This window comes from Kribbella shirazensis, assembly GCF_011761605.1.
GTDB lineage: Bacteria > Actinomycetota > Actinomycetes > Propionibacteriales > Kribbellaceae > Kribbella > Kribbella shirazensis.
Genome location: NZ_JAASRO010000001.1, coordinates 4,886,244 through 4,910,608, shown reverse-complemented (window position 1 = coordinate 4,910,608; position 24,365 = coordinate 4,886,244). Strand labels below are relative to the sequence as shown.

Here is a 24,365-nt window from a genome sequence, read left to right as displayed (position 1 = left end):
CAGGTCGTCGATCGGTGGCTCAGTCGTCGTACGGCGGCGGCTCGCCACCGCGCGCGGCGGACACGTACGCCGCCTCGACGACCGCCATCGTCCGGAACACGTCCTCCACCGAGGTCGGCAGCGACGGGATCGAGCCCTCGAGATAGCGCTGGACGACACTCATCGAGCCGATGAAGGCGTCCGGGAACCACGAGCCCTCGAACGGCACCGGCCGCCAGCCCTCCGCGAGCCGGTCGTCGGTGACCACCTCGAGCCGGTCCTCGCCTCCGCGCGGGTAGTCGAGCAGGAGACCGAGCTGCAGCCGTACGGCGCCCTTCGTGCCCTCCCACTTGACGTAGCTCTCCTCATACCGCTCACCGAATTGGTGATCGTGATTCGTCGAGACGACGACCCGTACCGGCCGGTCGCCGTACGTCAGCGCGATGTCGGAGCGGCTGTTCGCATGGGACTTCTCCGGGTGCCGGACGGTCACGGCGGACACGCCCGTCGGATCGCCCAGGAACGAGCGGATCAGGTCGAGGTAGTGGACGCTGTGCATGTTGATCTCGAGCCGGTCGAGCTCGAGGACGTACGGGAACATCTCCCACGGCGTACGCACCGAGACGCGGATCTCGAAGTCGTACAGCTCGCCGATGGTGCCGTCGGCGATCAGCTTCCGCGCGACCGCGACGTACGGCGCGAATCGCAGCTGGGTGTTGACCGCGGCGACCAGATTCTTGCGGCGGCAGACCTCGCGGGTGCGGATGCCGTCGGGGAGATGGTTTCCGAGGGGCTTCTGGAGCAGTACGGCGGCGCCGTCGGGGAGCTGTTCGAGGACGTCGATGTGTGCTTCGGGCGGGAGGGCGACGTCGAAGACTGCGTTGTCCGGTGCGGCTGCGACGGCGGCAGCGACATCGTCGTACACCTGCGGTACGGCGTACTGCGCGGCCAGGTTCTGTGCGCGGTGTCGCTGCAGGTCCGTGATGCTGGCGATCTCGAAGCCGGCCTTGTGGTACGCGGGGAGGTGGGCGTCGCGGACGATGCCGCCGGCGCCGATGATCACGATCGGACGTGGAGTGGTCGGCGGGGCGAGGGTGTAGCCGGGGTGCGGGGTGAACTCCGGAAGGTTGGTCGGCTCGTTGTCCATCAGCCTTTCACCGCCCCGACGGTCTCGCCGCGGATCAGGAAGCGCTGGGCGCCGAGGAACACCACGAGCAGCGGCAGCATCGAGATGAACGTCGCGAGCGCCAGTTGCGGCATGTAGAGCTTGACGTCGAGGCCGGCTGCGACTGTGGGGTTGAACAGCGGGCTCGCGCCGATCAGCTGCTGCAGACCGATCGAGACGGTCTGGTTGTTCTGGTTCGACGACAGGAGGGCCAGCGGGAGGAAGAAGTTGGTCCAGTTCGCGACGAACGCGAAGAACGCGACCAGGACGACGACTTGCTTGGAGATCCGCAGGCCGATCCACCAGAAGACCAATACCTCTCCCAGTCCGTCCAGGCGCGCGGCCTCGACCAGCTCTCGCGGCATGGTGGTCAGGTAGTGGATGTACGAGAGGTACACGCCGAACGGGAAGAAGCCCATGATCAGCGCGACCGGCCACAACTGGCCCACCGCGCCGACGGCGTTCACCTCGAGGAACAGCGGGATGACCAGCACGGTGTTGGGCATCACCATGGTGACCAGCGTGATCAGCAGGACGGCGCGGCGGGCCCGGAACCGCAGCCGCGCCATCGCGTAGCCGGCCGGGAGCGCGGCGACGACCGCGAGGATCGCGCCGCCGCCGGCGACGACCAGCGAGTTCATCAGCCAGCGCGAGAACAGGCCGCCTTCGGGGCCGAACCCGTTGACCTGCGACCAGCTGTACTGAACGTTGCTCCAGGCAATGTCCCCGAGGCCGAGGAACCCGCCCTCACCGGCCTCCACCCCGTCGTTGGAGCGGAACGCCATCGCGACGAACCCGGCGATCGGCAGCAGGAACAGGACGGCGACGAACAGCATCGACACGACCCGCGCCAGCCGTCCGGCGCTCCAGGTCTCGATTCCGGTCATCAGCTGTCGTCCTCTCCGAAGAGCCCGCTGCGGAAGACGATCAGCAGCCCGATGCCGAGCGTGATCACCAGCAGGATCAACGACATCGCCGCCGCGGCCGGGAAGTTGTAGTTGCTGAAGGCGAACGCGTAGCCCAGCTGGGTCGGCGTCCACTGGTCCGGCAGCGCGTTGCTCGCCACTTGGTCGAGGAGTTGCGGCTCGAGGAAGAGCTGGAACCCGTACGCGAGGTTCATGAGGGCGGCGTACCCGAGCCAAGGGCGGATGATCGGGAGCTTGACGTGCCAGGCGAGCTGCCAGGCGTTCGCACCGTCCAGGGCGGCCGCCTCCAGGGTCTCGTCGGAGATGCCGTTCAGGCCGCCGTTCACCACGACGATCCAGGAGCCGACGCCCTGGAAGAACATCATCGCGGTCAGGATGAACGGCAGATGACCCGGTGCGGCGACCGCCTGCTTGATCGTGTCGACGCCGACCGCGTGCCAGAAGCCCTCGATCGGCGACTGCGCCGGGTTGAGCAGATAGACCCACAGCACGAGGTTCGCGATGCCGGCCAGGGCGCCGGGGATGTAGTAGACGAACCGCATCGTCGAGCCGAAGCGGCCGGGGCTGGCGTGGATCAGCAGCGCCAGGCCGACGATGCCGATCATCATGATCGGCAGCCAGATCGCCAGCGTAGCGAAGACGTTCTGGAACGTGTCGAGGAAGCGGAAGTCGGTGAACACCGTCTTGAAGCTCGCGACACCGCCGAACCCACCGCTCGGATCCAGCGGGGTCGGCGGCTTCTCCAGTGCGGTCTTGACCGCATAGCCCACCGGTATGATCCCGCCGACGAGCAGAAGGACGACGTACGGCGACAACAGGATCCACGCGCCCCTCGTCTCACTCGGGCGGGAGGTCTTCGTCCTGTGGCGCTGGGGCTTCGCCGTCGGCGCGCTCGTACTGCGCTTGTCCATCAGCGCGGTCGCCATGCCGCACTCCTATCTGCTGTCCTCGTGCGGCCGGCTACTTGATGGTGTATCCCATGGCTTTGGCTTGCTTCACGAGTTCGTCGTTGAACCCGGTCCACGCCTGGTCGACGGTCTTGCCGGAGGCCAGGCCGGCGGCCACGGTCTCGGTCCACACGCTGCCCGTGTTGTAGAGCAGGTACGAGTGGTCCGGCTGGACGAAGGCGGTCGCGCCCTTGATCGCGGCGAACGTCGTCTTGTCGTCGGCGAAGTACTTCTGCTGCGACTGCTTCGCGATCCAGGCGTCCTGGACCGGTCCGTACGCCGGGAGGCCGGTCGACAGCTCGACCTGCCAGCGCGGGTCGGTGGCGACGAACTTGGCGAAGGTGAGCGTGTTCTCCAGCTGCTTGCCGGTGATGTGGCGCGAGAAGCCCCACAGGCCGCCGCCCTCGTTCCCGGTGGCCGGCTTGCTGTCGCCGTTCCAGGCGAGCGGCGTGACGGCGGTCATCTGGCCGGCGGGGATCTTCCAGGACTGACGGAACAGGTAGTCGCCCCACCAGGCGGCGCCCGGGCTCATGACGAGGTCCTTGCCGATCTTCGCGGCGTCGGCGTCGAAGATCCCGACCGTGGAGACGGCTTTCGCCTGGACGAGCTTCGCGAGCAGATCCTTGGCGCGCACACACTTCGCGTCGTTCAGGTCGATGTGGACCTCGGTCTCGGACTGGCGGGCGTTCGTCGGGCAGCCCGCGGCCCACAGGTAGCGGTCCGGGGCGTAGGCGTCACCGGTGAAGCCGCTGAGCTTGCCCGGGTGCTCCTTGGCGATCCGTACGGCGAGGTCGCCGTACTCCTCCCAGGTCTTCGGGACGCTGTAGCCGTTCTGCGTGAAGAACGTCTTGTTGTACCAGAAGACGTCCGGCGCGGCGTCGTTGCGGAGGCAGCGGACCTTGTCGTCGATCTTGCACGGCGAGATCACCTCGTCCGCGTACCCCTTGATCACATCGGGGACCAGGTCGGTCAGGTCGGCGGTGTAGTTGACCTGCGCGCCCGAGGCCCACGCGATGTCGTCGTTCGACGGGAAGAAGATCGCGTCCGGCCAACCCTTGCCGGCCTGGTTGAACTGCGCGAACTGCTGCTGCAACGACTTCCCGCCGACAGTCCCGTCGATCTGGTTGATCGTCGTCTTGATCTCCGGATGCGCCTTCTGGAACGCCTTCGCGGCCGGCACCCGCGGCGGGTCGACCCAGACCGTGATCGCCCCACCGGAGTCGGTCTGCTTCACATCCGCACCGGCCCCACCCGCCGACGACCCACAGGCCGTCAGCAGAGCAGCCGCCGACACCACGGCCGCAGCGGCCACAGCACGCACTTCCCCGGGACGAACACCGCGTGACTTCATGAACGAACTCCTTCGCTTCCTGTCCCGAACGGGCGGGCGTTCCGAGCCGGAACACACGACGACCGACCGCCGTGGCCTCACTTGCTCAAACGTTAGAGCAGAACGCTAGACCGCCACCCCTCGATTGGTCAATCGTTTGCGCACGGACTTTTGCGCACCCGTCACACATTCTCTTCCCCAGGCGCCCTGACCAGGGGCAGCCGTCCGCGATTTGCGTTCAATCGAACAGCTGTTCTAATCTAGATGCGTGACTGCGATGGTGTCGACTCGGCGCCCCGGCAAGGCTGCTGCCGCCGGGCCCACCGTCGCGCCTGACCCGGCCGCGCCACAGCACGGGCAGTGTGAGCGGCGCGGGGTGCCGCGGGATCGGACCCCGCACGAGGAGTTCGTGGTGCCTGACGAGTTCATGCTGCCCCCGGACGACCTGTACGACTTCGAAGACCCACACCCTCCCGTCGTCCTGAGCGAGGAGGACCTGTACGACAACCTGCCAGCGATGTCGCGGGTCGACTGGCTGGACTGGCTGGAATGGGCCGGTGTCGATCAGGACGAGGCCGAACGGGAGATGCTGCGCCGGAAGGCCCCGGCCTGGGTGTTCCTGCCGCCCGGCGCCGAACTCGCCGCCGCACTGGAGCGGTTGCGGCCGCAGTGCGAGTCACCGGTCGCGCTGATCGAGGCGATGAAGGCCGCCGCGCGGATGGAAGCCTGGGCCGCGTCCATCAAGACCTCCGCGATGGCATCGTTCGTGCGCCAACGCAAAGCCCAGGCCACCGAGATCCCCCGCCCCACCCAGATCGACACCTCCGGCCGCCCGATCGACCCCGAACGCTCCTGGTCCGCCGAGATCGGCGCCGCCCTGCACCTGTCCACCGACACCGCCGCCCGCCACATCGACACCGCACTCCACCTGACCGGCCCCCTCACCGCGACCCACACCGCACTACGCTGCGGCGCCCTGACCTGGTCCAAAGCCCTGGCCATCTCCGAAGCCACCCGGCACCTCCCAACCGACGCCGCCCAAGCAGTCGAAGCGCACGTGCTGCGCCGCGCCCCCGGCCAGACCCACAAGAACCTCCGCGAATCACTGCGCCGTCAGGTCGCCAAACACACCATCCGCGAAGACGCCGACCGCCACCGCGCCGCGGTCACCGACCGCACCTGCAAAATCGTCCCCCTCCCCGACGGCATGGCCGGACTATGGGTCGTCCACACCGCCGACAAAATCCAGCAAATGTGGGTCGTCATCCAAGCCATGGCCGACCTCGCCAAACGAGGAACCCCCAACATCCCGAGCACTGCGACCAGCCCGACCGGCACCACCAGCCCGAGCAGCACGGGCAGCAGCACGACCCGCACCGCGCACAGCACCGCGAGCACCGGGACCAGCGCCGAGACAATCGCCGGGACGGCGGTTGGTACTGCGGTTGAGATGGCAGCTCACCCGTCGGCCGCTGAATTTGCTGGCCGCGCGGTTGGAGAGCCGGTTGGAGAAGCCGCCGGAGAAGCAACTGGAGAGTCCGCGGACGACGCGGTCGGTGGTGCGGCCGGCGTCCCCTCACCGAACCGGCGTGATCCCGCCCCGCGCGATCCCCACCAACGTGATTCGGCGGCGCGCGATCCTGACGCGGGTTCAGCTGGGTGTGGTTCTGATCGGCGTGGTCCTGATCGGCGGACCGCGGAGCAGCGGCGTGCCGACGTCATGGCCGACGTCTTCGAACACATGCTCCACAACGGACTCGACTGGCTCGGCCGCCGACTACCCGACCAGCACCGCAGACGCCCCCACATCGAAGTCCTCATCCCAGCCACCACCCTGCTCGGAATGGACGACGACCCCTGCGAACTCACCGGCTACGGCCCCATCCCCGCCGACATGGCCCGCCGCATCGCCACCGACAGCACCTGGCGCAGACTCCTCACCGACCCCACCAACGGCACCGTCCTCGAAGCCTCCACCACCCGCCACGACCCCAGCACCCTCGTCACCGAAACCCTCCTCGCCCGCCACCCCACCTGCGCCTGGCCCGGCTGCAACCGCACCTCCCGCCAATGCGACCGCGACCACACCACCCCCTTCACACAAACCGGCCGAACAACCCTCACCGGCCTCGCGCCCTACTGCGAATACCACCACGTCATCAAGGACCATCCGGACTGGGGCTGGAGCAGCACCACCCACCCCGACGGCTCCGTCACCCTGACCGCCCCCACCGGCCACCGCTACATCACAGTCCCACCTGCCCGCGGCCCCGTCACACCTGATCAAGCCACCGGCCAACCCGCACCCCACCCACCCAACGACCCACCACCGTTCTAGCAGCCTGACACTGCACCGTGGGTTGTGCGGTCCCCAGTGCTTGCGGGCGGCGCGCGAGAGCGCGGAAGTTCAGGTGGCGCTGGGTGGGGGTGCGGTGGATTCGCGGATGATGAGCTCCGGCGGTGGATCGGTGACAACCTCATCGGAGGTCTCACCGGTCTCGATCCGGCGAATCACGCTCCGAACGGCAGTCCGCCCGACCGCGTAGAACTGCATCTTCACCGCAGTAAGCGGCGGCCACGTGTTCTCGGCAGTCCACGAGTCATGCACCGTGACAATCGACAAGTCGTCCGGAACCCGGATCCCCAGCCGGCGCGCCTCCCCCAGCAACCCCACAGCCGCGTTGACGTTGGCCACCACGATCCCAGTAGGTCGTGGATCGAGCGCCATCAACTGCCGCAAAGCCGTACGTCCGTTGTCCACGGTGTAGCCAACCCTGGTCTCGTACCCCGCCGGCACCCGCACTCCAGCTGTGGCCAGAGCCAGCTTGTACCCCGTACGCCGACGCTTGGCCGTGAACGACCGCGGCAGCCCGTTGGCGAACGCGATCCGCTCATGCCCGAGTCCCAGCAGATGCTCCGTCGCAAGCAACGTGCCGCGATGGTCGTCCAAGGTCACGGAGCCGGCCTGCCCCGGGATCGCCGAGTTCACCAACACGATCGGCGCCTGAGTAGACAGCAGATCACGCAACCCCGCAGGCGGCACACCATCCCCCACCTGCAACGCCATACCGTCGACCCGTCCCTCGCCGATCAGCCGCGCGATGACCTCCCCGCCCGGCCGAACGTCATCCGACCGCCCGAGCAGCACGGTGTACCCACGCTCAGCGGCCTCGTCCTCCGCACCGTGCATCAGCTCGGTGAACAGCGCATTGGTGATATCCGGCACCACGAGCCCGACCACCTGTGTCCGCGCCGACTTGAGCGCCCGCCCGGCGAAGTTCGGCCGGTAGTTCAACGCACTGGCCGCGTCGAGAATCCGCTGCTTGGTGGCCGCACTCACCCGCGAATCCGGCGCATCACTGAGCACCCGCGACACCGCCGAAATCGACACACCGGCACGAGCCGCGACATCACCCAAGGTCGCCATACCGCCCACCCTACTGACGCGCCCACCCCGCCAACCCCCACGCCTCGAGGACACGCCGCCCTCACCCACCCCGCTCATCCTCCAGATCCAGCCCGGCACCACTTGCCACGGCACCGGAGGGCTCGGCGAGGAGCGGACCGGCGCCTTCACGGAGGTTGCCCTGGGCTCCTAGCCGGGGCGCTGCCCGGTCGTTCCGGAGTACCTCACCGTCGATCCGGATCGGACTGCGGGTGGTGGTCAGACGCAGCGGTCTACCACCCTTCTCCACCGGGGGCCGTACGACGGTTTGCGTCATCTCGACCGCCGCGAACTCCGCCGACGCAAGCAACTCGTCGAGAGTCAGCAACGGAGCACAATCGATCCCCGCCGCCCCGAGAACATCCACCCACTGTCCCGTGTCCGCCCGCAACAACCGCTGCGCAACCCACGCCTCGACTTCCCCGGCCTCACCCCGCGGCGGTCCGCCCGACAACCAGCTCTCCCGCACCTCACCCGTCCGCGGCCCCTCACCCACCCCGCGGCCGGTCGCCGCCGGCTCGTCGTCGTGTAGTGCTCGGGTCAGGGTGGCGAGAGGTGTTGGCGCGATCGCCAGGTGGCCGTTCGCGGTTGGGTAGAGGCGGGCCGGGAGCAGCCAGTCGCCGGTGGCGGAGAAGGAATCGAGGCCTTCGCCAACTGAGGAGCCGACGGCGGTGTGAGCGTTGGCCGGGCGTGCGGTGGTTGTGTGGCGGGATCCCTCAGGCGCGGTCGGCGACTGGTCGGGTCCGGTCGGATCCGGTCCGGTCAGGTCGGGTGACCGGGCGGGGGTGTTGAGGTGGGTGGTGAGGCGGTTGGCTTGAAGGTCGAGCATGGCTTCCAGGAGGCTGGATTCGATCAGGCCGCCTTGGCCCGTGCGGACCTTGCGGACCAGTAGAGCTGTTACGCCTTGGGCAAGGTGGCAGCTCAGGAGGTGGTCGGCCAGGGAGAGGCCTACGGTTGTGGGGCGGTCGGGGCGGGTCGCCCAGGTCAGGCCGGAGATGGACTGGGCCAGCAGGTCCTGACCGGGGCGGGTCGACCAGGGGCCCTCGGTGCCGTAGCCGGAGGCTGCTGCGTAGACGATGCCGGGATTCAGCGTGCGGACGGACTCGTAGTCGAGGCCGATTCGCTCCATGACTCCGGGGCGGAAGTTGTGGATCACTACGTCGGCGCGCGCTACGAGGCTCTTCACGCGCTCGAGGTCGGCTGGATCCTTCAGGTCTGCTACTACAGCTCCCTTGTTGCGGTTCATCGCGTGGAACGAGATGGTGTCCTCGTCCGCCCAGCGGCCGGCGAACGCGAGTGTGCGGCCGATCTCGCCGGTGACCGGGCGCTCGATCTTGATCACCCGTGCGCCGAGGTCGGCGAGGCGGAGCGCGGCGACCGGCCCGGCCAAGAACTGGCTGAAGTCCAGCACCACCACGCCGGCCAACGGAAGGTCCTCCGCCCGCACCGCAACCACCTCCCCAGATGCTCAATCGTTTGCGCAACGATAAGCGACCAGCCCGCCAGGGGCAACCGACGCAGGGTGGCCGCTGGGGCGGCCGCCGTCGCAGCCACCACTACCCTGCTCGTCACGGCAACCTCGCAGGCGGAGGGCGAGTCGTTCGGGTGCTCGGTCATCGAAGGCGGGTACGTCCTCGGCAGCACGTTCCCCCGACGGCACGCAGCTGCAGCACATGTTCGAGCGTGGTGCGCGGTGGACGGCCGCCGGGTACGACGTCAGCTCGGGCACCCTCGTGCCGACCGTCTACGCCTGCAGGTAACCCTCGGTCCTGGCCGTTGCCTCCAGCCACCGGAAGCCACACGAAGCGGCGATCGCGGCAGCCTGCGCGGCAGCGTCGGCGGCCGCGGTCGTGGCACCGGTCCGGTGGCGGGCCGCGGCCAGGACGAGCAGCGCCTCGGCCTCGAGGTACGGATAGCTCGAGCGCGCGATCGCCAGGCACTCCTCGATCCAGTGCAGCGCGGCCGCCGCGTCCCCGAGCGCCAGGTGCGCCTCGGCCACTGCGGACGCGGTCTGCGCCTGTGCCTTGCGATCGCGGACGACGAGTGCGAGTTGATGGGCCCGCAGCGCCGTACGCAAGGCTGTCGCTCCGTCGCCGCGCCGGCTGTACAACCGGGCCAGCTCGTCCAGCGTGGACAGCTCGCCGCGCAGATGCGAGCGGCGCCGGTACTTCTCCAGCAGTTCGCCGAGCAGCTCGGCCGCACGGTCGACGTCGCCCAGTTGCCGTACGGCGCTCGCCAGGTTGCCGCGAATGACGAACGCCGACGTCCGGCGGCCGCCCGCGATGATCCGCAACGCTGTGCTGAACAGCTCGGACGCCTCCGCCGGCTCGCCCTGGTGGAGGCGGATCATGCCGAGGCCGTTGACCACGATGGCCCGGATGTGCCCGCCTTGGTCGTCCTCGGTCAACTCCAGCGCGCGCAGCATCCACAGCTCCGCGTCGCCGAGTCTGCCCCGGATGAACTGCAGCCACCCGATCTGGTGAGCCCCGTACGCCGCGGCCCGGGTCCAGCCCACGCTGACAGCCAGGGCCTGCGCCGCCAAGCAGTCGGACAGGGCGTCCTCGTCGCGCCCGAGCGCACCGAACGCCTGCGCGCGGTTGATCAGCATCGAGACCCGTGCCCTGTCGTCCCCGGCCGCCGTCGCTGCGGCCAGGCCGGTCTCCGCCGCCGGCAGCCAACCGTCCGCGTCCAGGCGGATCATGAAGTACCCACGCAGCTGGTCCATGATCCGCCACGACAGCGACGGCTCGCCGACCTCGGCCGCCCCCTGCACGACGGCCAGCAAGGTCGGCAGCTGCTGGTCCAGCCACTCGAGCGCCTCGTCCTCGGAGCCGAAGGTGCCGTCACCCTCAGCCAGGCGCAGGACTTGCGGATACGCGCGGTCGATCGCGGCCACGACCATGTCGGCGTACCACTGATAGAGCCGAAGGTGCGCGGACTCGCGTTCGGGATCCTCGGCGAGAAGGCGGCGCGAGTACAGGCCGAGCAGGTCGTGGAAGCGGTAGCGCTCCTTCGAGTGCTGGAGCAGCATGTTCGCCTCCAGCAAGGCCTCGAGCACCCGGTCGGCCTCGGCCGTCGACATCCCGAGCAGCACCGCCGTACTCTCGGCGCTGAAATCGTCACCCGGATGCAGGCTGCACAGCCGGAACGCACGCTGGGTATCAGGAGCCAGCTCGGCGTAGCTCAGCCGGAAGCTGTTCAGCACGCTCGACTCACCGAGGCTGAGCTCGGTCAGGCGCCGGTTGCCGTCGTCCAGGCGACCCGCCAGGTCGGCGACCGTCCACTCGCGCCGGGTGGCGAGCCGCGCGCCCGCGATCCGCAGCGCCAGCGGCAGTCGCGCGCACGCCTCCACCAGCTCGGCCACACCGTTGCCACCGGCATCTACCCGCCGCGCCGTCGACACGATCAGTTGGACCGCGTCGTCGTACGGCAGCGGCTCGAGGCTCACGACGCCGACCGCCTCCAGGTCCGGCATCCGCCGACGGCTCGTCACGATCACGTCGCTGCGGCCAGCTCCTGGCAGCAGCGGCCGTACCTGTGCCGTGTCCTGAGCGTTGTCGAGCACGATCAGCATCCGGCGGTCCGCGAGCTCGCTCCGCAGCAACGCGGCGGCTTCGGCCTCGTCCGTGCCGATCCGCCGGCCCGGTACGCCGAGCGCACGCAGGAATCGCCCGAGGACCTGGAGCGTCGACGGCGTTGCGGCACCGCTCCCCCGCAGGTCGGCGTACAGCTGCCCGTCCGGGTATTGCCGGCGAAGCTGGTGTGCCGCCGTCAGAGCCAGCGCAGTCTTGCCGACGCCGGCGATGCCGTTGATCAGTACGACGCGTGACGACAGCGCGCCCGATCCGCGGAGGGCCTTGCCGATCGTCGCGAGTTCGTTGGCGCGGCCGACGAAATCCGGTGGAGCCGTGGGTGCCTGCTGCACGACCGGGCGAGTGGTCGGCTGCGATCCGCTCTGCTGCCGCAGGACCTCCAGATGCACCGCCCGGAGCCTCTCCCCCGGGTCGATGCCCAGGTGATCGGCCAGGGCAGACCGGATCTGGTCGTACGCCGCCAGCGCCTCAGCCTGCCGTCCCGACGCGGCCAGCGTCTGGATCAACTCGGCATGCAGCGGCTCGTCGAGCTCGTGCCGCGCGGTCAGGCTGCGCAGCGCCTCCAGTGCCCGCTCGGGCTCGCCCACATCACGCGCGAGCGTGGCGAAGGCCCGCACCGCGGCCGCGTACTCGTTGGAGATCGCCGCATACAGCGGACTCGACGCGAGCGCCTGCACATCGGTCTCACCCCGCCACAGGAGAACGGCACGCGCCAGCTTGGCCAGCGCGGCCCGGGGCTCGACAGCTGCTGCTTGCTCAGTCAGTTCCCGGAACCGCAGGAGGTCGACGTTGTCCAGTGACAGCCGGTAGCCGTTCCGCGCGCCGACGATGCCGGGACCCGGCTCGAGCAGCCGTCGCAGCCGGGCGACCCGGGTCTGCAGCAGCTTGACCGCGTTCGCGGGTACGGCGCGTGGCCAGAGCAGCTCGACGAGCTCGTCCTGGCCGACCGTCGTACCGGGATCGAGGGCAAGCCGAGCCAGCAGCATCCGCTGCGGTTCGGAGTTCAGCGGCACAGCGACGTCACCGTGCCGAACTTCGAGCGGTCCCAGCACCCCGATGAACAGCGGCCCGCCAGGGACCGCTTCGACCGACCGAGGCCCTTTCGCCGCCGCGTGCAGCCGCTCGGCCTCACCCGCACCCAGCGCAAGCGCCTTGGCAAGAGCTTCGACCGAGTTGTACTTCGGGGCGCGCGTCCTGCCCTGCTCGAGGTCACGGATCGCCGCGGCACTCAGCCCCGCCCGCCCGGCGAGCTCCCGCTGCGTGACTCCCGCGTCCTGCCGGAGGCGCCGCAACAGCGGGCCGAACTGGACAGCGGACTCCCGAGCAGGCGTTGCAGCGGACGAGTCCTGCTCTGGGGGCACCTACAGCATCCTACGAAGTCACCGGACCAGAGCACTCGTTGCCAGAGGTAACGAATTTGTCGGAGCGGCCCGGTAGTCTCCTCGCCGTGGACGTTGGGGAGCGGATTCAGGAACTTGCCGATCGCATCGTGGTCCTGCGGGACTCCTACTACCGCGGGTCGCCGGTCGTCGCCGACGCGGAGTACGACGCGGTCGAGGACGAGCTGCGCGCGCTGATCGAGGCCAATCCGGAGCTCACGCCCGATCCCAACCCACTGGACCAGGTGGGCGCGCCCGCGGTGCTGCACGCCCCGGTCCGGCACTCGCGGCCTATGCTGTCGCTGGAGAAGGCGACCCGCCCCGAGCAGGTCGAGGCGTTCTTCGCCCGCTTCCCCGGCCAGTCGGTCGTCGTGATGCCCAAGCTCGACGGCCTCTCACTGGCCCTCGTCTACGAGAACGGTCGTCTCGCCCGCGCCGTCACCCGCGGCGACGGTACGACGGGCGACGACGTGACCCCGCTCGTCCGGGCGCTCACGGACGGTGTCCCGGACCGCCTCGACGTACCGGATCGCATCGAGGTCCGCGGCGAAGCCGTCATGCTGCGGTCCACGTTCGCGGCGTACAACGCGGCCCATCCCGACAAGCCGCTGATCAACCCGCGGAACGCGGCCGCCGGCACGCTGCGCGCCAAGGACCCGGCGACGGTCGCCGAGCGCCGCCTGCAGTTCCTCGCCTTCGATCTGCTCACCGACCGGGAGAGCACCGACACCGACCTGGAGCGCGCGTTGCAGGCGATGGGCTTCACCGTCGCCGGTATGCGGCACTGCGACGACGCCGCGGCGGCGCAGGCGGTGATCGCCACGATCGAGCAGGAGCGCAACGACCTGGACTACGACTTGGACGGCGCCGTACTGCGGTTGGCCGATCGCGATGCCTTCGCCGCCGCGGGCACCCGTTCGAGCTCGCCCCGCGGTGCGCTGGCGTACAAGTTCGCGGCCGAGGAGAAGACGACCGTTCTCGCGGACGTGGTCTGGGACGTCGGCAAGACCGGCAAGATCGCGCCGGTCGCCTGGCTCGAGCCGGTCTTCGTCGGAGGTACGACGGTGACGCGCGCGACGCTGGCGAACCAGGAGGTCATCCGCGCCCGCGACATCAAGATCGGTGACACCGTGCTGGTCCGCCGGGCCGGTGACGTCATCCCGTTCGTCGCCGGGGTGCTCGACGCGTCGAAGCGCACCGGGGCGGAGCGCGACATCGTGCCGCCGTCGGTGTGCCCGTCGTGCGAGCAGCCGCTGACCGAGCAGGGCAACAGCCGCGAACTGTTCTGCACCAACGTCTCCTGCCCCGCCCAGACGGTGCGCCGGCTGATCCACTGGGCCTCCCGCGCGGCCGCCGACATCGACGCGATCGGCGGGGTCTGGATCGAGCGGCTGGCCGACGCCGGAATCCTGGAGAATCCGTCGGACTTCTACCACCTGACCGCCGAGCGGCTGCTGGAGTTCGACCGGATCGGTGAGGTCTCGGCCGCCCGGATGATCGAGTCGATCGACACCAGCCGCCAGGTCGGCCTGCGGCGCGCGCTGATCGGCCTCGCGATCCCGATGGCGTCCGAAGGCACCGCGGCCCGCCTGTGCCGCGCCGGGTTCGGCTCACTGGAGCAGGTCGCCGACGCGGGCGTCGACGGACTCGTCGCCGTCGAGGACATCGGCCCGAAGGTCGCCGCCTCCCTGATCGAGCACCTCGAGCGACTCCGCCCCGAACTCGAGCGACTCCGTGCAGCGGGCGTGTCACTCGACGTACGCGAAGAGGATCTGCCACCGGTCGTCGCGGCCGGAGCGCCGCTGGCCGGCAAGACGGTCGTGGTCACCGGAGCGATCAGCGACCCGCGATCGGGCGAGAAGGTCGCGCGCCCGGCCTTCCAGCGGCTGTGCGAGCGGGCGGGGGCGACGATCGCCTCGTCGGTCTCGGCCAGCACCGACTTCCTGATCACCGGGGCCGACGTCGGCGCGTCCAAACTGACCAAGGCGGAGAAGCTCGGCGTCACCGTGGTCGACCAGTCCGAGATCTGGCGACAACTGCAGGCCGCGGACCTCCTTCCCCGCTGACGCCGGCCGGGCGCGTAATCTCGGACAGGACCTGACGCGTGCCCGAGGGGGGTCCCATCGTGAGCCAGTCCGAGACGCAGCCGGAGTACCCGGACCAGATCGACGCGGCGGTGCTGAAGATCGCCGGCGTCGTGGTGCTGGGCGCGATCATGTCGATCCTCGACATCACGGTCGTGAACGTCGCGCTGCCCACCTTCCAGGACGAGTTCGGTACGCCGGACAGCCCGATCGCGTACTCCCACGTCGCCTGGACCGTCACGGCGTACACGCTCGCGCTGGCGACCGTGATCCCGCTGACCGGCTGGGCGGCCGACCGGTTCGGGACCAAACGGCTCTACATGGCCGCGATCTCCCTGTTCACCGCGGGCTCGGCGCTGTGCGCCACCGCAACCAGCATCGACATGCTGATCGTGTTCCGCGTCCTGCAGGGCCTCGGCGGCGGCATGCTGATGCCGCTCGGCATGACCATCATGACCCGCGCCGCGGGGCCGCACCGGATGGGGCGGCTGATGGCCATCCTCGGCGTACCGATGCTGCTCGGACCGATCCTGGGGCCGATCCTGGGCGGCTGGCTGATCCAGATCGCGAGCTGGCACTGGATCTTCCTGATCAACGTGCCGCTCGGCGTGATCGCGCTGGTCTACGCGTGGTTCGCGCTGGCCAAGGACCACGCGGAACGGGCGGAGTCGTTCGACTTCGTCGGGGTGGCGCTGATGTCGCCCGGACTCGCGCTGTTCCTGTTCGGCGTCTCGTCCCTGCCCGCAGAGAACGGCGACTTCGGCGCACCGCGCGTCTGGGTGTCGATGCTGGTCGGCGTACTGCTGATGGCGGCGTTCGTGTGGCACTCGTTCCGGCCGGAGCACCCGCTGCTCGATCTGCGGCTGTTCCGCGACCGCAACCTCACCGTTTCGATCGTCACGATGTTCCTGTTCGCCGCCGCGTTCTTCGGCGGGCTGCTGCTCGTCCCGACGTACTTCCAGCAGATCCGCGGCGAGTCCACGCTGCATGCGGGCCTCCTGGTCGCGCCGCAGGGGCTCGGCGCGATGGTGACGATGCCGATCGCGGGGCGGCTGGTCGACAAGGTGCCGGTCGGGCGGATCGTGCCGGTCGGGATCGCGCTGATCGTCGCCGGCATGTTCGGGTTGACGCAGGTCACGGCGACCACGTCGTACGGCGCAATTATCGCGATGCTGGTCGTGATGGGGTTCGGGATGGGCGGAACGATGATGCCGCTGTTCACGTCCGCGCTGCGGACGCTCTCCGGCCCGCAGGTCGCGCGCGGCTCCACGCTGCTCAACATCACCCAGCAGATCGCGTCCTCGTGCGGCGTCGCGACCATGTCGGTCATCCTGACGAACCAGCTCAACAACTCGCCGATCATCCCCGGCACCCAGAACATTCCCGGACTCGGCGAGGGGATCCGCGAGACCCAGGCGGCGATCCTGTCCAACACCCGCCCGGAAAGCCTTGCCCAGCTCCATCTCGACCCCGCCGCGATCAGCCGCGGCCTGGTCGACGCTGCCGAGGCGTTCGCGCACACTTTCTGGGTCGCGTGGGTGCTGGTCGGCCTGACGCTCGTGCCGGCCCTGATGCTCCCCCGCAAACGCGAACCGTCCCACCTCACCGGCAAAGGCGCCCCACCCGCGGCCGTCGACTGACCATGCTCTGATCGTCAGCCCGGCTTCCGTCTCCCGGCAATTGCGGGCACGTGAAGTGGATCCGGGCGACTGCGGAGGGCGATGGGCGGGCACTGGACCCGTATGGCTCGTACGACGGACGCGCAACGGACGACTCGCACGAATCGGGCACCACAGCTCAGATATGTCAGGACATTTGACTGTGATGCGGGCCGCCTGTGGAAGCTGATCACCAGGCCGGAACTCCTCAGCACTTGGCTCGGGCCGGCGGTCCTGAGCGACACACAGCGCGGTGCGTTCACGGTGGCGACAGGTCCGCGGACCCAGGAAACCGGGATCGTGACGACCTGCGAGCCCCCGCACTACTTCCAGGCCGCGTTCGACGATCCGCCGCACCGGTCCAGCACGGTCCTGGTGGACGTGGTCCCGGCGCTGCGGGGTGCGCACCTGATCCTGACCCACGGCGGCATCCGCCACGGCCTGATCCATCACTACGACCTGTTCTGGACGGCCGCCCTCGGGCGCCTCCGCCAGCAGGCCGAGGTGGGGACGTGAGCTAAGGGGTCACCATGATCTGGGCGGCGTTGGCCTTCAAGGACGCGTTGGCCCACCGGAGCTGGCGAAGCGTCTGCGGATGGCATGCCTTCGTCAGCGCCAGTAGCTCGGAATCCTTCAGCGCCTGGGCGGTCTGAGCCAGCACTTCCCAGTCGAGCGAGACACCGGCGGCCTTGCGGTGGATCTCGCGGAGATCCTTCAGCAGCAGGAGCGCCGGGTCGTGGTGCCCGCCGATCAGCTCCGCGCCCTTCTGCCGGACCGTCGCCAGCAGTCGGGGTTCGTCGTGCGGCTCGGCGTCGAGTTCGACGTCGTAGTTCTTGCCATGTCTCGCCAGCTCCCGGACGTGGTCCTGCGACCACCTGGCCAGGTCCCGGCCGAGATAGAAGATGTCGTGCTCGGCCTTGTGCCGGCTGGACGCCTGGAGCAGTTCCGCGGCCAGGTCGTTCTCGGACCGGTGCAGCTCCCGGATCGCCAGACCCACCTTGTTCTTCGTCACCGGCTCCCCTCCAGGTCTGCCTCGAAATGTTCGACGACGGTGGCGTCGATCCCGCCAACGGTCCGCCGGATCCCGCCACCGACCGGCTTCGAGGCCGTCGTCGTCGGCGCCGCCGACGGCGCGTCCCCGACAGCGACGCGTCCCACCTTGGCGGCCGCGCACTTGAACAGCGGCTGCTTCGAGCTCGGATCCCAGTCGGTCACGGTCAACTCGTTCGCCGCCCGGTCCGCCCGGCCGGTCGGCGCGTCCCAGTACCCGTAGTGGAACGGCAGGAACAGCGTCCCCGACCGGATGCCACTGATCCGCAACCGAGCCTCCACACTCCCGCGGGGCGTGCTGACCCGCAGCAGATCGCCCTCGTCCCAGCCGTGCAGCTCCGCGTCGTACGCCGACATCTCCACCCAGACGTCCGGTGCGGCGTTCCGCAACTGTCGTACCCGTCCCGTCTTCGTCCGGGTGTGGAAGTGGTACAACGTTCGCCCAGTCGTGAGCAGATACGGGTACTGCGGAGTCGCCGGCTCGTGCGGCGGCAGGTACTCCGCCGCCTTCAGCACCGCCTTCCCGGACGGATTCATCGCCTGGTACTCCACCGGGTCCAACGGCGCTCCGGTCACCAGATCCTTGCCATAGCTCTCGCAGTACGACGGCGCGCTCCAGAACTCACCGTCCACGTAGATGCGCTCGGTGCCGTCCGGATGCTCCTCGTTGCAGGGCCACTGGATCCCGCGTCCGCCACGGAGCTTCTCGTAGCTCAAACCGGTGTAGTCACAGGGCCTTCCGGCACTGCATTCCTTCCACGCCTCGAACGCACCCTCCGCGTCAGTCCACTTCACCAGCGGCTGTCCGTCCTTGTCCTTCAGGTCGAGCCGCTGCGCGTAGTCGAGGAAGATGTCCAGGTCCGCACGCGCCGCGCCCGGCGGCTCGACTGCCTTCTCCGACAGGTGCACCGTCCGGTCGGCGTTCGTGAAGGTCCCGGTCTTCTCGCCCCAGGTTGCCGCCGGCAACACCACGTCGGCCAGGTCCGCGGTCTCGGACAGGAAGATGTCCTGGACGACGAGGAACAGCCGATCCTGGGTGAGCAGCTCGCGGATCCTGCGCAGTTCGGGCAACGACACCGCCGGGTTCGTCCCGCTGACGTAGAGGAACCGGATCGACCCGTCCTCGACGTAGCGCAGCATCTGCATCAGGTGTGTGGGCTCGGAGTAGTGCGGGATCTGCAGCGGGTCGACGTTCCAGACCCGCGCCAGGTCGGCGACCTGTTCGTCGTTCGCCCAGTTCCGGAAGCCCGGCAGGTCGCCGTCCGCGCCGCATTCTCGGGTGTTCTCCGCGGTCGGCTGCCCGTTCATCTGCAGGATCCCGCAGCCCGGCCGGCCGAGCATGCCGCGGATCAGGTTCACGTTGTTGACCTGCACGGCCGCTGCCGTCGCCTGGTGCGACTGGTAGAAGCCTTGCAGGACAGTCGAAAGCAGCCGTTCCGCCGTACCGAGCAGCCGTGCCGCGTCGCGGATGTCGCCCGGTCGTACGTCGCAGATCGCCGCGGCCCAGTCCGGATCGCAGTCGGCGACCTGCTTCTCGAGTTCGTCGTACCCGACCGTGTGCCGGTCCACGTAGTCGCGGTCGACCCATGCGTTGGCGATGATCTCGTGCAGGATCGCGTTCATCAGCGCGACGTTCGTCCCCGGCCGGGGCGCGAGATGGATGGTCGCGGCCTCGGCCACCGGCGTACGGCGGGGATCCGCGCACAGGAGTTTCGGCGGGTTCGGCCCGGCGAGGCGGTCGAGGATCCGGGTCCACAGCACGGTCTGCGTCTCCGCCATGTTGTGCCCGTACAGGGCGATGACATCCGCGTGGTCGATGTCGGTGTACGAGCCCGGCTGGCCGTCGCACGCGAACGACTCCTTCAGCGCGGCCGCCGCGGTCGCCGTACAGAGTCTGGTGTTGCCGTCCAGGTGGTTCGTGCCGACGCCGCCGTGGCCGACCAGCGCGAGCGTGTAGTACTCCTCCAGGAACAGCTGCCCGGTCGTGTAGAACCCGATCGAACTCGGCCCGCGCTCGGCGAGCAGTTCCTTCGTCCGGCCGGCGACCGCTGTCATCGCGGTCTCCCAGTCGGTCTCGACGAGTTCACCGTCGCGCCGGATCAGCGGTGTCGTGAGCCGATCGGCGGAGTTGTTCGCCTGGTACCCGAACAGGTCCTTGGGCCCGAGCCTGCCGTGGTTCACCCGGTCCACCGCCCGGCCGCGGACGCCGACGATCCGGCCGTCCTTGACCGCGATGTCCAGGCCGTCCCCGTTCGAGTGCAGGATCGTCGCCGACTGCACCCAGGCGTCGACGTCCGCCGGACTCACCCCGTCGTCCAGCCGGAGGTCCACGCGGACCGGCCACCGCTCCCCCGGCCCGTACGGCGCCCGCGTTCCCCAAGGCTCCGCGATCCGATCGATCTTTCCCATTCCGGGCCGGTTCCCGCGCCGTACTGCGACAAACGACGGCGAACGATCAGGACCGCTTCTCGGCGAGCAGCTTGAGCCGTCGCAGGGTCTCCGCGTTCCGCGGATGCAGGACCAGATCGGCCGCCGCCGTGGGCAGCAGCGAGATCGGGCCGCTGGTCGACTGCTCGGTCATCACGATCCGGCACCCGTCGGCGGTCTCGGTCACCCGGAACTCCACCTCGCCGTGCCCGGCGGGCCAGACCCGGACGCGCAGCCGCAGCCGCTTCAGCGGCTCGTACTCCAGGGAGGTCGTGGTGTCGTCGATCAGCAACGGCCACGCCCCGACGGAGTGGTGGATGTTCCCGCCGGGTTCGGGCCACGGCGGGTCGACGTCACGGATCCGGGACGCGCCCACCACCCACGCGGCGTACGACCATCCGTCGGTCAGTACGGCGAACACGTCTTCGGCACTCGCCTGGATCTGGCACTCGTTCTCGCTCACGGGACCCCAGTACCCTCCCGCGCCCACGCCACACCGAGTCCACAGCGGGGCCGGTGATGTCACCCGCTGGGCGCGGGGATCGGGTTGTCCGCGAGGGCCCTGGCCTCCGCGGCGAGGTTCGAGGCCATCGCGCGGCCGGTCTTGGCCGACCACTCGTGCCCCTCGGCCGTCTCGGTGTAGCTCGGCCCGGGACCGGGGCCCTTGTTCCAGTACGTCCAGGACTGGCCGGGGATCGTGTACCCGATGTCGCACAGCGCCCCGCTGATCTCGGAGATGACGTGGTGCGCGCCGTCCTCGTTGCCGGTGACAACGACGCCGGCGACCCGGTTGTACGCCACCGGGCGCCCCGCTGCGTCCGTCTCGCTCAGCATCGCGTCCATCCGCTCGAGCATGCGCTGGGCCACCAGCCGTATCCGTTCGACGTTCACTTTCTCGCGCTGCAGGCCGTCCACGACGACCTCGGCCAGCTGATCGGTGTTCGATCGCGCCGGTGACGGCTTCAGCGTGCAGTTCAGCACGAGTGCGTGCATAGCTCCCTCCTCGGTCAGCGGCTCCGGTGCCCGGGCCGGGCGGCACGCATGCGCGTGTCGAGTGCCGCGTTCCGGGGTACCGAGGTGCTGACTTACGACGGAGGGCTGAGGCATGGGATCGGATTCGCTGGCGTACGAACGGAACGGTGAGTCGTCCGGCGAACGGCTCGATCGGCACTGGAACGAGCTCCTGCAGGAGCTGCGGCTGATGCAGACCGGGACGCAGATCCTGTTCGCGTTCCTGCTCGGTATCGCGTTCCAGGGGCCGTTCCACGGCGCGGACGACTTCACGCATGCCGTGTACGCCGGCACGCTGATCGCCGCGGCCCTCGCGGTCGCTCTGTTCCTGGCGCCTGTCGCGCTGCACCGAGTGCTGTACCAGCAAGGCCAGCGCGACCAGTTGGTGACGATCGCCCACTGGCTGACCACCAGCGGTATGGCGTTTCTCGTCGCGTCGATGTGCGGCGGCGTGCTGATCGCGCTGGACGTCGTACTCCCGCGCAGTGCCGCACTGGCCGTGGTGGCCGTGGTACTCGTGTGGTTCCTGGTCTTCTGGCTCGTGATCCCGGCGTACGTCCGGCACAAACGCTGACCGCGACGACTCAGCCGGCGCGGACGATTCACCTGCCGAACCGCGGGTACCCGGAGGGCGTCCCGGTCGCGGTACAACAAGGCGCCGCACTCGGCCGGGACGGGCACAGGCAGGACAACCCGCAATGACTACGAGTAGTCCAGTCCAGGTTCCGTCGTCCCACGCCGAACAGTCCGCCCGGACCGAGAGCCTCCTCCGGGCAGCACACGCCAGTCGCGGGCAGCGCCGCGAGGAGCTCGTCGACGAGGCGATCGTCGCCGGCATCCCGCTCGCCCGGACCATCGCCCGCCGGTACCGCGGTCGCGGAGTCGACGCCGAGGATCTCGAACAGATCGCCGTCGAGCACCTGATCCGGGCCGTACGCAACTACCGGCCGACGCCGGGCTCAGACTTCCGGTCGTACGCCGTGCCGACGATCCGCGGCGGGATCCGGCATCACTTTCGCGACCATGCGTGGGCGATCAAGCTCCCGCGGCGGTTGCAGGAGATCCAGTCCCGGGTGAACGCCGTCCAGACCACGATGGCCCTGGAACTGGGGCACTGGCCGAGTTCCGGCGAGCTCGCCGACGCGATCGGCGTCGACGTCGCCGACGTCATCGAGGCGGAGCAGGCGCGGGGATGTTTCCAGCCGACCTCGCTGGACGCCGAGCGGCCGTCCGGCTCCGGTACCTTGAACCCGGTACGGGAGGTCGCCGAACCGGGCGATACCTACGAACTCGTCGACCAGGTCCACTCCCTGCTGCCGGTCGTCGACGGCCTGCCCGAGCGCGATCAGCTCATCCTCCGCAGGCGCTTCGTCGACCACCGCACCCAGGCGGAGATCGGTGCCGAGATCGGTGTCAGCCAGATGCAAGTGTCACGGCGTCTGCGCACGATTATCGGTCACCTGCAACTCGCGCTCTCGGCCTGACGCACTAGGTTCGCCGTCCCGATCAGTGCATGATGGGTTGGTGACAGACACCGGTCGACGAGTCAGTGCCACCGAGGGCGAACCTGTCGGGTCCACGGACGCCGCGGGCGTCGGGCAGGCAGCCGACGACTTCTCCCGGCTGGCGCTGGAGATGCACGAAGCCGACGGTGTGGACGAGACCGTCCAAGCGGTCGTCGACTTCGCGCTGCACGCGCTGAGCTGTGAGTATGCGGGTGTCGCGCTGCACACCGCGGGCGGACGCCCGGAGGTTCCGGCGGTGACCGACTCGACGGTGGCGGATGTCTTCCAGTCCCAGATGATCGGTGGGGACGGTCCGCTGGTGGAGTGCCTGCGGACCCGGAAGCTGGTCATGGTGCGCGACACCGAGCAGGAGTCGTCGTGGCCGGACTGGACGGAGAAGGTGCTCGCGCTCGGCGTTCGCAGTGTGCTCGACCTACCGCTGTGGACCGGCTCGGGTACGGTCGGTGTCCTGGGCCTGTACAGCAAGCGCACGGACGCCTTCGGGCCGGACGAGGAAGCCATCGCCTACATCCTGGCCCGGCATGCGGCCGTGGCGGTCGCGAGCGCGCGGCGCGAGGAGAACCTGAGGGTCGCTGTCGACGCACGGAAGCTGGTGGGCCAGGCGATGGGCATCCTGATGGAGCGCTACGACCTGAACGGCGATCAGGCCTTCCAGGTGCTCCGGCGGTACTCCCAGGACACCAACACCAAGCTGCGCGAGGTCGCCCAGCAGCTGATCGACAGCCGGCGACTGCCCTCGATCTGATCGGCCTGATCGTTTCAGCATGCGTGCTGCGGGCACCGGACCGGAATCAGCACCCGAGCGTGGAGAAGGAGGCTGACATGAGCACTGTTCCCACACCTCCGGGGCCTGTTCCGCCACTGGACGACCCGGCCGATCCCGACCGCATCTTCCCCGGCCGGACCGGGCCGGAGGACGACCCGGATCTCTCGCCGTACCCGGAGCCCGAACCAGAGCCCGACGCGGACCCGGACGAGCAACTCCCCCGCGACACGTAGGCCAACTGTCGCAAGCGGATTGACCGGTCAGGGCCGACGATCGGTCGGTGGCTGGTCGCGCTCCGCCGCGGCGCGCTCCTCGTCCTCGGGCGTGCTCCGCTGACTGATCTCGAGGCGGCGGGATCGCTGTAGCAGGAGGGTTCCGCCGCCGACGAGGAGGACCACGACCGCAGCGCCTACCACGACCCAGACGGCGCCGTTGTAGTCGCTCGGGTCCGCGTCCGACGCTCCCGGCGGATTCGGCGCAGGCGAGTTCGTCGAGCCCAGTGTCGGTGAGGGCGTCGGGTCCGCCGCGGTGCCGGCCGATGCGGGCACAGCGACCAGCGCGAGGCCAAGTACCACCGCCGCTGCCAGGATTCGCCACGCTCTGTGCATCATGGTTTTCCGGTGCCCGCGACGCATGCCCGCAAACCGTCCGGGCACCGTGGTGACATGCCGAGTACACAACTGACTACCGAACGCCCCCAGGAGGTCGGCGACCTCCGGCTGGCCACCGTGTGTGTGAACGCGACCGACCTGGACCGAGCGGCCGACTTCTGGTCGGCGGCGCTCGGCTACCGCCGTCCCGCGCGGATCGGCGACACCGACCAGTTCGCCCGGCTCGACGATCCGGCCGGCGCCGGTCCCGCCGTACTGCTGCAGCGGGCCGACGATATCCCCGCCACTCCGGCGCCGGTCCATCTCGACCTGTACACCTCCGACCGCGACGGCCACATCGAGCGTCTCGTGAAGCTCGGAGCGACCCGCGTCGACGGCTGGCAGTACCCCGATCGCCACGACTTCGTGGTACTCCGCGACACCGAGGGCAACGAGTTCTGCGTCATCGACGTGCCCGCGGACAAGTGA

The 24,365-nt window shown here is 69.3% G+C and carries 21 protein-coding genes; 9 read left to right on the top strand and 12 right to left on the bottom strand.

Translation table 11 applies throughout. The annotated features are described in order from the left end of the window. Window positions 1–19 precede the first annotated feature (19 nt). The 4 genes from BJY22_RS23695 to BJY22_RS23680 are packed head-to-tail and all read right to left on the bottom strand — an operon-like array spanning window position 20 to window position 4,368. Entirely contained in the window at window positions 20–1,126 is a 1,107-nt protein-coding gene (locus BJY22_RS23695) for a Gfo/Idh/MocA family protein (RefSeq protein WP_167210229.1), read from the bottom strand. Then, window positions 1,126–2,031 carry a carbohydrate ABC transporter permease gene (locus tag BJY22_RS23690; protein ID WP_167210227.1) on the bottom strand — a complete coding sequence of 302 codons (906 nt, stop codon included), beginning with the start codon at window positions 2,029–2,031 and terminating at the stop codon, window positions 1,126–1,128. Before BJY22_RS23690 ends, BJY22_RS23695 begins: the two co-directional genes overlap by 1 nt. Then, on the bottom strand, window positions 2,031–2,996 hold the full coding sequence (locus BJY22_RS23685; RefSeq protein WP_167210225.1) for a carbohydrate ABC transporter permease: 966 nt from the start codon (window positions 2,994–2,996) through the stop codon (window positions 2,031–2,033). The genes BJY22_RS23690 and BJY22_RS23685 overlap by 1 nt, the downstream gene beginning before the upstream one ends. A 34-nt stretch (window positions 2,997–3,030) precedes the next feature. Beyond that, on the bottom strand, window positions 3,031–4,368 hold the full coding sequence (locus BJY22_RS23680; protein ID WP_167210223.1) for an ABC transporter substrate-binding protein: 1,338 nt from the start codon (window positions 4,366–4,368) through the stop codon (window positions 3,031–3,033). Window positions 4,369–4,624: 256 nt separating this feature from the next. On the opposite strand from BJY22_RS23680, the gene BJY22_RS23675 reads away from it, so the two are divergent. Further along, window positions 4,625–6,685, top strand: a complete 2,061-nt coding sequence (locus BJY22_RS23675) for an HNH endonuclease signature motif containing protein (protein ID WP_238351219.1) — start codon at window positions 4,625–4,627, stop codon at window positions 6,683–6,685. Window positions 6,686–6,754: 69 nt separating this feature from the next. On the opposite strand, the gene BJY22_RS23670 is transcribed toward BJY22_RS23675, so the two are convergent. From BJY22_RS23670 to BJY22_RS23660, 3 genes are all read right to left on the bottom strand, one after another. Then, window positions 6,755–7,774: a LacI family DNA-binding transcriptional regulator gene (locus BJY22_RS23670; protein WP_167210219.1), complete on the bottom strand. Its 1,020-nt coding sequence runs from the start codon at window positions 7,772–7,774 to the stop codon at window positions 6,755–6,757. A 61-nt stretch (window positions 7,775–7,835) separates the two neighbouring features. After that, window positions 7,836–9,239, bottom strand: coding sequence for a CoA transferase (locus BJY22_RS23665; RefSeq protein ID WP_167210217.1), 1,404 nt, complete (start codon window positions 9,237–9,239; stop codon window positions 7,836–7,838). A 297-nt stretch (window positions 9,240–9,536) separates the two neighbouring features. After that, window positions 9,537–12,746, bottom strand: a complete 3,210-nt coding sequence (locus tag BJY22_RS23660) for a BTAD domain-containing putative transcriptional regulator (protein WP_167210215.1) — start codon at window positions 12,744–12,746, stop codon at window positions 9,537–9,539. A gap of 86 nt (window positions 12,747–12,832) precedes the next feature. Between BJY22_RS23660 and ligA the strand changes: the two genes are divergently transcribed. The 3 genes from ligA (at window position 12,833) to BJY22_RS23645 (ending at window position 17,022) form a co-directional block, all read left to right on the top strand. Further along, a complete protein-coding gene (gene ligA, locus BJY22_RS23655) occupies window positions 12,833–14,830 on the top strand; it encodes an NAD-dependent DNA ligase LigA (RefSeq protein WP_167210213.1) in 1,998 nt (665 codons plus the stop codon). A 59-nt stretch (window positions 14,831–14,889) separates the two neighbouring features. Beyond that, complete coding sequence (locus BJY22_RS23650; protein ID WP_167210211.1) at window positions 14,890–16,488, top strand: DHA2 family efflux MFS transporter permease subunit; 1,599 nt, start codon at window positions 14,890–14,892, stop codon at window positions 16,486–16,488. 81 nt (window positions 16,489–16,569) lie between these two features. Beyond that, the gene (locus tag BJY22_RS23645) at window positions 16,570–17,022 is read left to right on the top strand and encodes an SRPBCC family protein (protein WP_337758889.1); all 453 of its coding nucleotides are present in this window, start codon (window positions 16,570–16,572) and stop codon (window positions 17,020–17,022) included. Window position 17,023: 1 nt separating this feature from the next. On the opposite strand, the gene BJY22_RS23640 is transcribed toward BJY22_RS23645, so the two are convergent. The 4 genes from BJY22_RS23640 to BJY22_RS23625 are packed head-to-tail and all read right to left on the bottom strand — an operon-like array spanning window position 17,024 to window position 20,976. After that, complete coding sequence (locus BJY22_RS23640) at window positions 17,024–17,518, bottom strand: type I 3-dehydroquinate dehydratase (protein ID WP_167210207.1); 495 nt, start codon at window positions 17,516–17,518, stop codon at window positions 17,024–17,026. Next, entirely contained in the window at window positions 17,515–19,965 is a 2,451-nt protein-coding gene (locus tag BJY22_RS23635) for a molybdopterin oxidoreductase family protein (protein WP_167210205.1), read from the bottom strand. Before BJY22_RS23635 ends, BJY22_RS23640 begins: the two co-directional genes overlap by 4 nt. Before the next feature lie 46 nt (window positions 19,966–20,011). After that, window positions 20,012–20,446, bottom strand: a complete 435-nt coding sequence (locus BJY22_RS23630; protein ID WP_167210203.1) for an SRPBCC family protein — start codon at window positions 20,444–20,446, stop codon at window positions 20,012–20,014. 59 nt (window positions 20,447–20,505) lie between these two features. Continuing rightward, window positions 20,506–20,976 (bottom strand): flavodoxin family protein, encoded by a 471-nt coding sequence (locus BJY22_RS23625; protein WP_167210201.1) that lies wholly within the window; start codon window positions 20,974–20,976, stop codon window positions 20,506–20,508. A gap of 112 nt (window positions 20,977–21,088) precedes the next feature. Here BJY22_RS23625 and BJY22_RS23620 point away from each other — a divergent pair, with 112 nt between their 5' ends. The 4 genes from BJY22_RS23620 (at window position 21,089) to BJY22_RS23605 (ending at window position 23,519) form a co-directional block, all read left to right on the top strand. Beyond that, window positions 21,089–21,568, top strand: coding sequence for a DUF6328 family protein (locus BJY22_RS23620; RefSeq protein ID WP_167210200.1), 480 nt, complete (start codon window positions 21,089–21,091; stop codon window positions 21,566–21,568). Window positions 21,569–21,692: 124 nt separating this feature from the next. Continuing rightward, window positions 21,693–22,478: a sigma-70 family RNA polymerase sigma factor gene (locus tag BJY22_RS23615; RefSeq protein WP_167210198.1), complete on the top strand. Its 786-nt coding sequence runs from the start codon at window positions 21,693–21,695 to the stop codon at window positions 22,476–22,478. Between the two features lie 40 nt (window positions 22,479–22,518). After that, a complete protein-coding gene (locus BJY22_RS23610) occupies window positions 22,519–23,265 on the top strand; it encodes a GAF and ANTAR domain-containing protein (RefSeq protein WP_337758888.1) in 747 nt (248 codons plus the stop codon). A gap of 77 nt (window positions 23,266–23,342) precedes the next feature. After that, on the top strand, window positions 23,343–23,519 hold the full coding sequence (locus tag BJY22_RS23605) for a hypothetical protein (RefSeq protein ID WP_167210196.1): 177 nt from the start codon (window positions 23,343–23,345) through the stop codon (window positions 23,517–23,519). A 27-nt stretch (window positions 23,520–23,546) separates the two neighbouring features. Here BJY22_RS23605 and BJY22_RS23600 read toward each other — a convergent pair whose 3' ends face one another. Then, complete coding sequence (locus BJY22_RS23600) at window positions 23,547–23,897, bottom strand: hypothetical protein (protein WP_167210194.1); 351 nt, start codon at window positions 23,895–23,897, stop codon at window positions 23,547–23,549. A 54-nt stretch (window positions 23,898–23,951) separates the two neighbouring features. On the opposite strand from BJY22_RS23600, the gene BJY22_RS23595 reads away from it, so the two are divergent. After that, on the top strand, window positions 23,952–24,365 hold the full coding sequence (locus BJY22_RS23595) for a VOC family protein (RefSeq protein ID WP_167210192.1): 414 nt from the start codon (window positions 23,952–23,954) through the stop codon (window positions 24,363–24,365).

What these genes read in the sequence shown, in the direction of transcription:
- BJY22_RS23695 (WP_167210229.1), bottom strand. Translation starts at nt 1,126, where the DNA reads ATGGACAACGAGCCGACCAACCTTCCGGAGTTCACCCCGCACCCCGGC.
- BJY22_RS23690 (WP_167210227.1), bottom strand. Translation starts at nt 2,031, where the DNA reads ATGACCGGAATCGAGACCTGGAGCGCCGGACGGCTGGCGCGGGTCGTG.
- BJY22_RS23685 (WP_167210225.1), bottom strand. Translation starts at nt 2,996, where the DNA reads ATGGCGACCGCGCTGATGGACAAGCGCAGTACGAGCGCGCCGACGGCG.
- BJY22_RS23680 (WP_167210223.1), bottom strand. Translation starts at nt 4,368, where the DNA reads ATGAAGTCACGCGGTGTTCGTCCCGGGGAAGTGCGTGCTGTGGCCGCT.
- BJY22_RS23675 (WP_238351219.1), top strand. Translation starts at nt 4,625, where the DNA reads ATGGTGTCGACTCGGCGCCCCGGCAAGGCTGCTGCCGCCGGGCCCACC.
- BJY22_RS23670 (WP_167210219.1), bottom strand. Translation starts at nt 7,774, where the DNA reads ATGGCGACCTTGGGTGATGTCGCGGCTCGTGCCGGTGTGTCGATTTCG.
- BJY22_RS23645 (WP_337758889.1), top strand. Translation starts at nt 16,570, where the DNA reads ATGGGCGGGCACTGGACCCGTATGGCTCGTACGACGGACGCGCAACGG.
- BJY22_RS23635 (WP_167210205.1), bottom strand. Translation starts at nt 19,965, where the DNA reads ATGGGAAAGATCGATCGGATCGCGGAGCCTTGGGGAACGCGGGCGCCG.
- BJY22_RS23625 (WP_167210201.1), bottom strand. Translation starts at nt 20,976, where the DNA reads ATGCACGCACTCGTGCTGAACTGCACGCTGAAGCCGTCACCGGCGCGA.
- BJY22_RS23620 (WP_167210200.1), top strand. Translation starts at nt 21,089, where the DNA reads ATGGGATCGGATTCGCTGGCGTACGAACGGAACGGTGAGTCGTCCGGC.
- BJY22_RS23615 (WP_167210198.1), top strand. Translation starts at nt 21,693, where the DNA reads ATGACTACGAGTAGTCCAGTCCAGGTTCCGTCGTCCCACGCCGAACAG.
- BJY22_RS23605 (WP_167210196.1), top strand. Translation starts at nt 23,343, where the DNA reads ATGAGCACTGTTCCCACACCTCCGGGGCCTGTTCCGCCACTGGACGAC.
- BJY22_RS23600 (WP_167210194.1), bottom strand. Translation starts at nt 23,897, where the DNA reads ATGATGCACAGAGCGTGGCGAATCCTGGCAGCGGCGGTGGTACTTGGC.
- BJY22_RS23595 (WP_167210192.1), top strand. Translation starts at nt 23,952, where the DNA reads ATGCCGAGTACACAACTGACTACCGAACGCCCCCAGGAGGTCGGCGAC.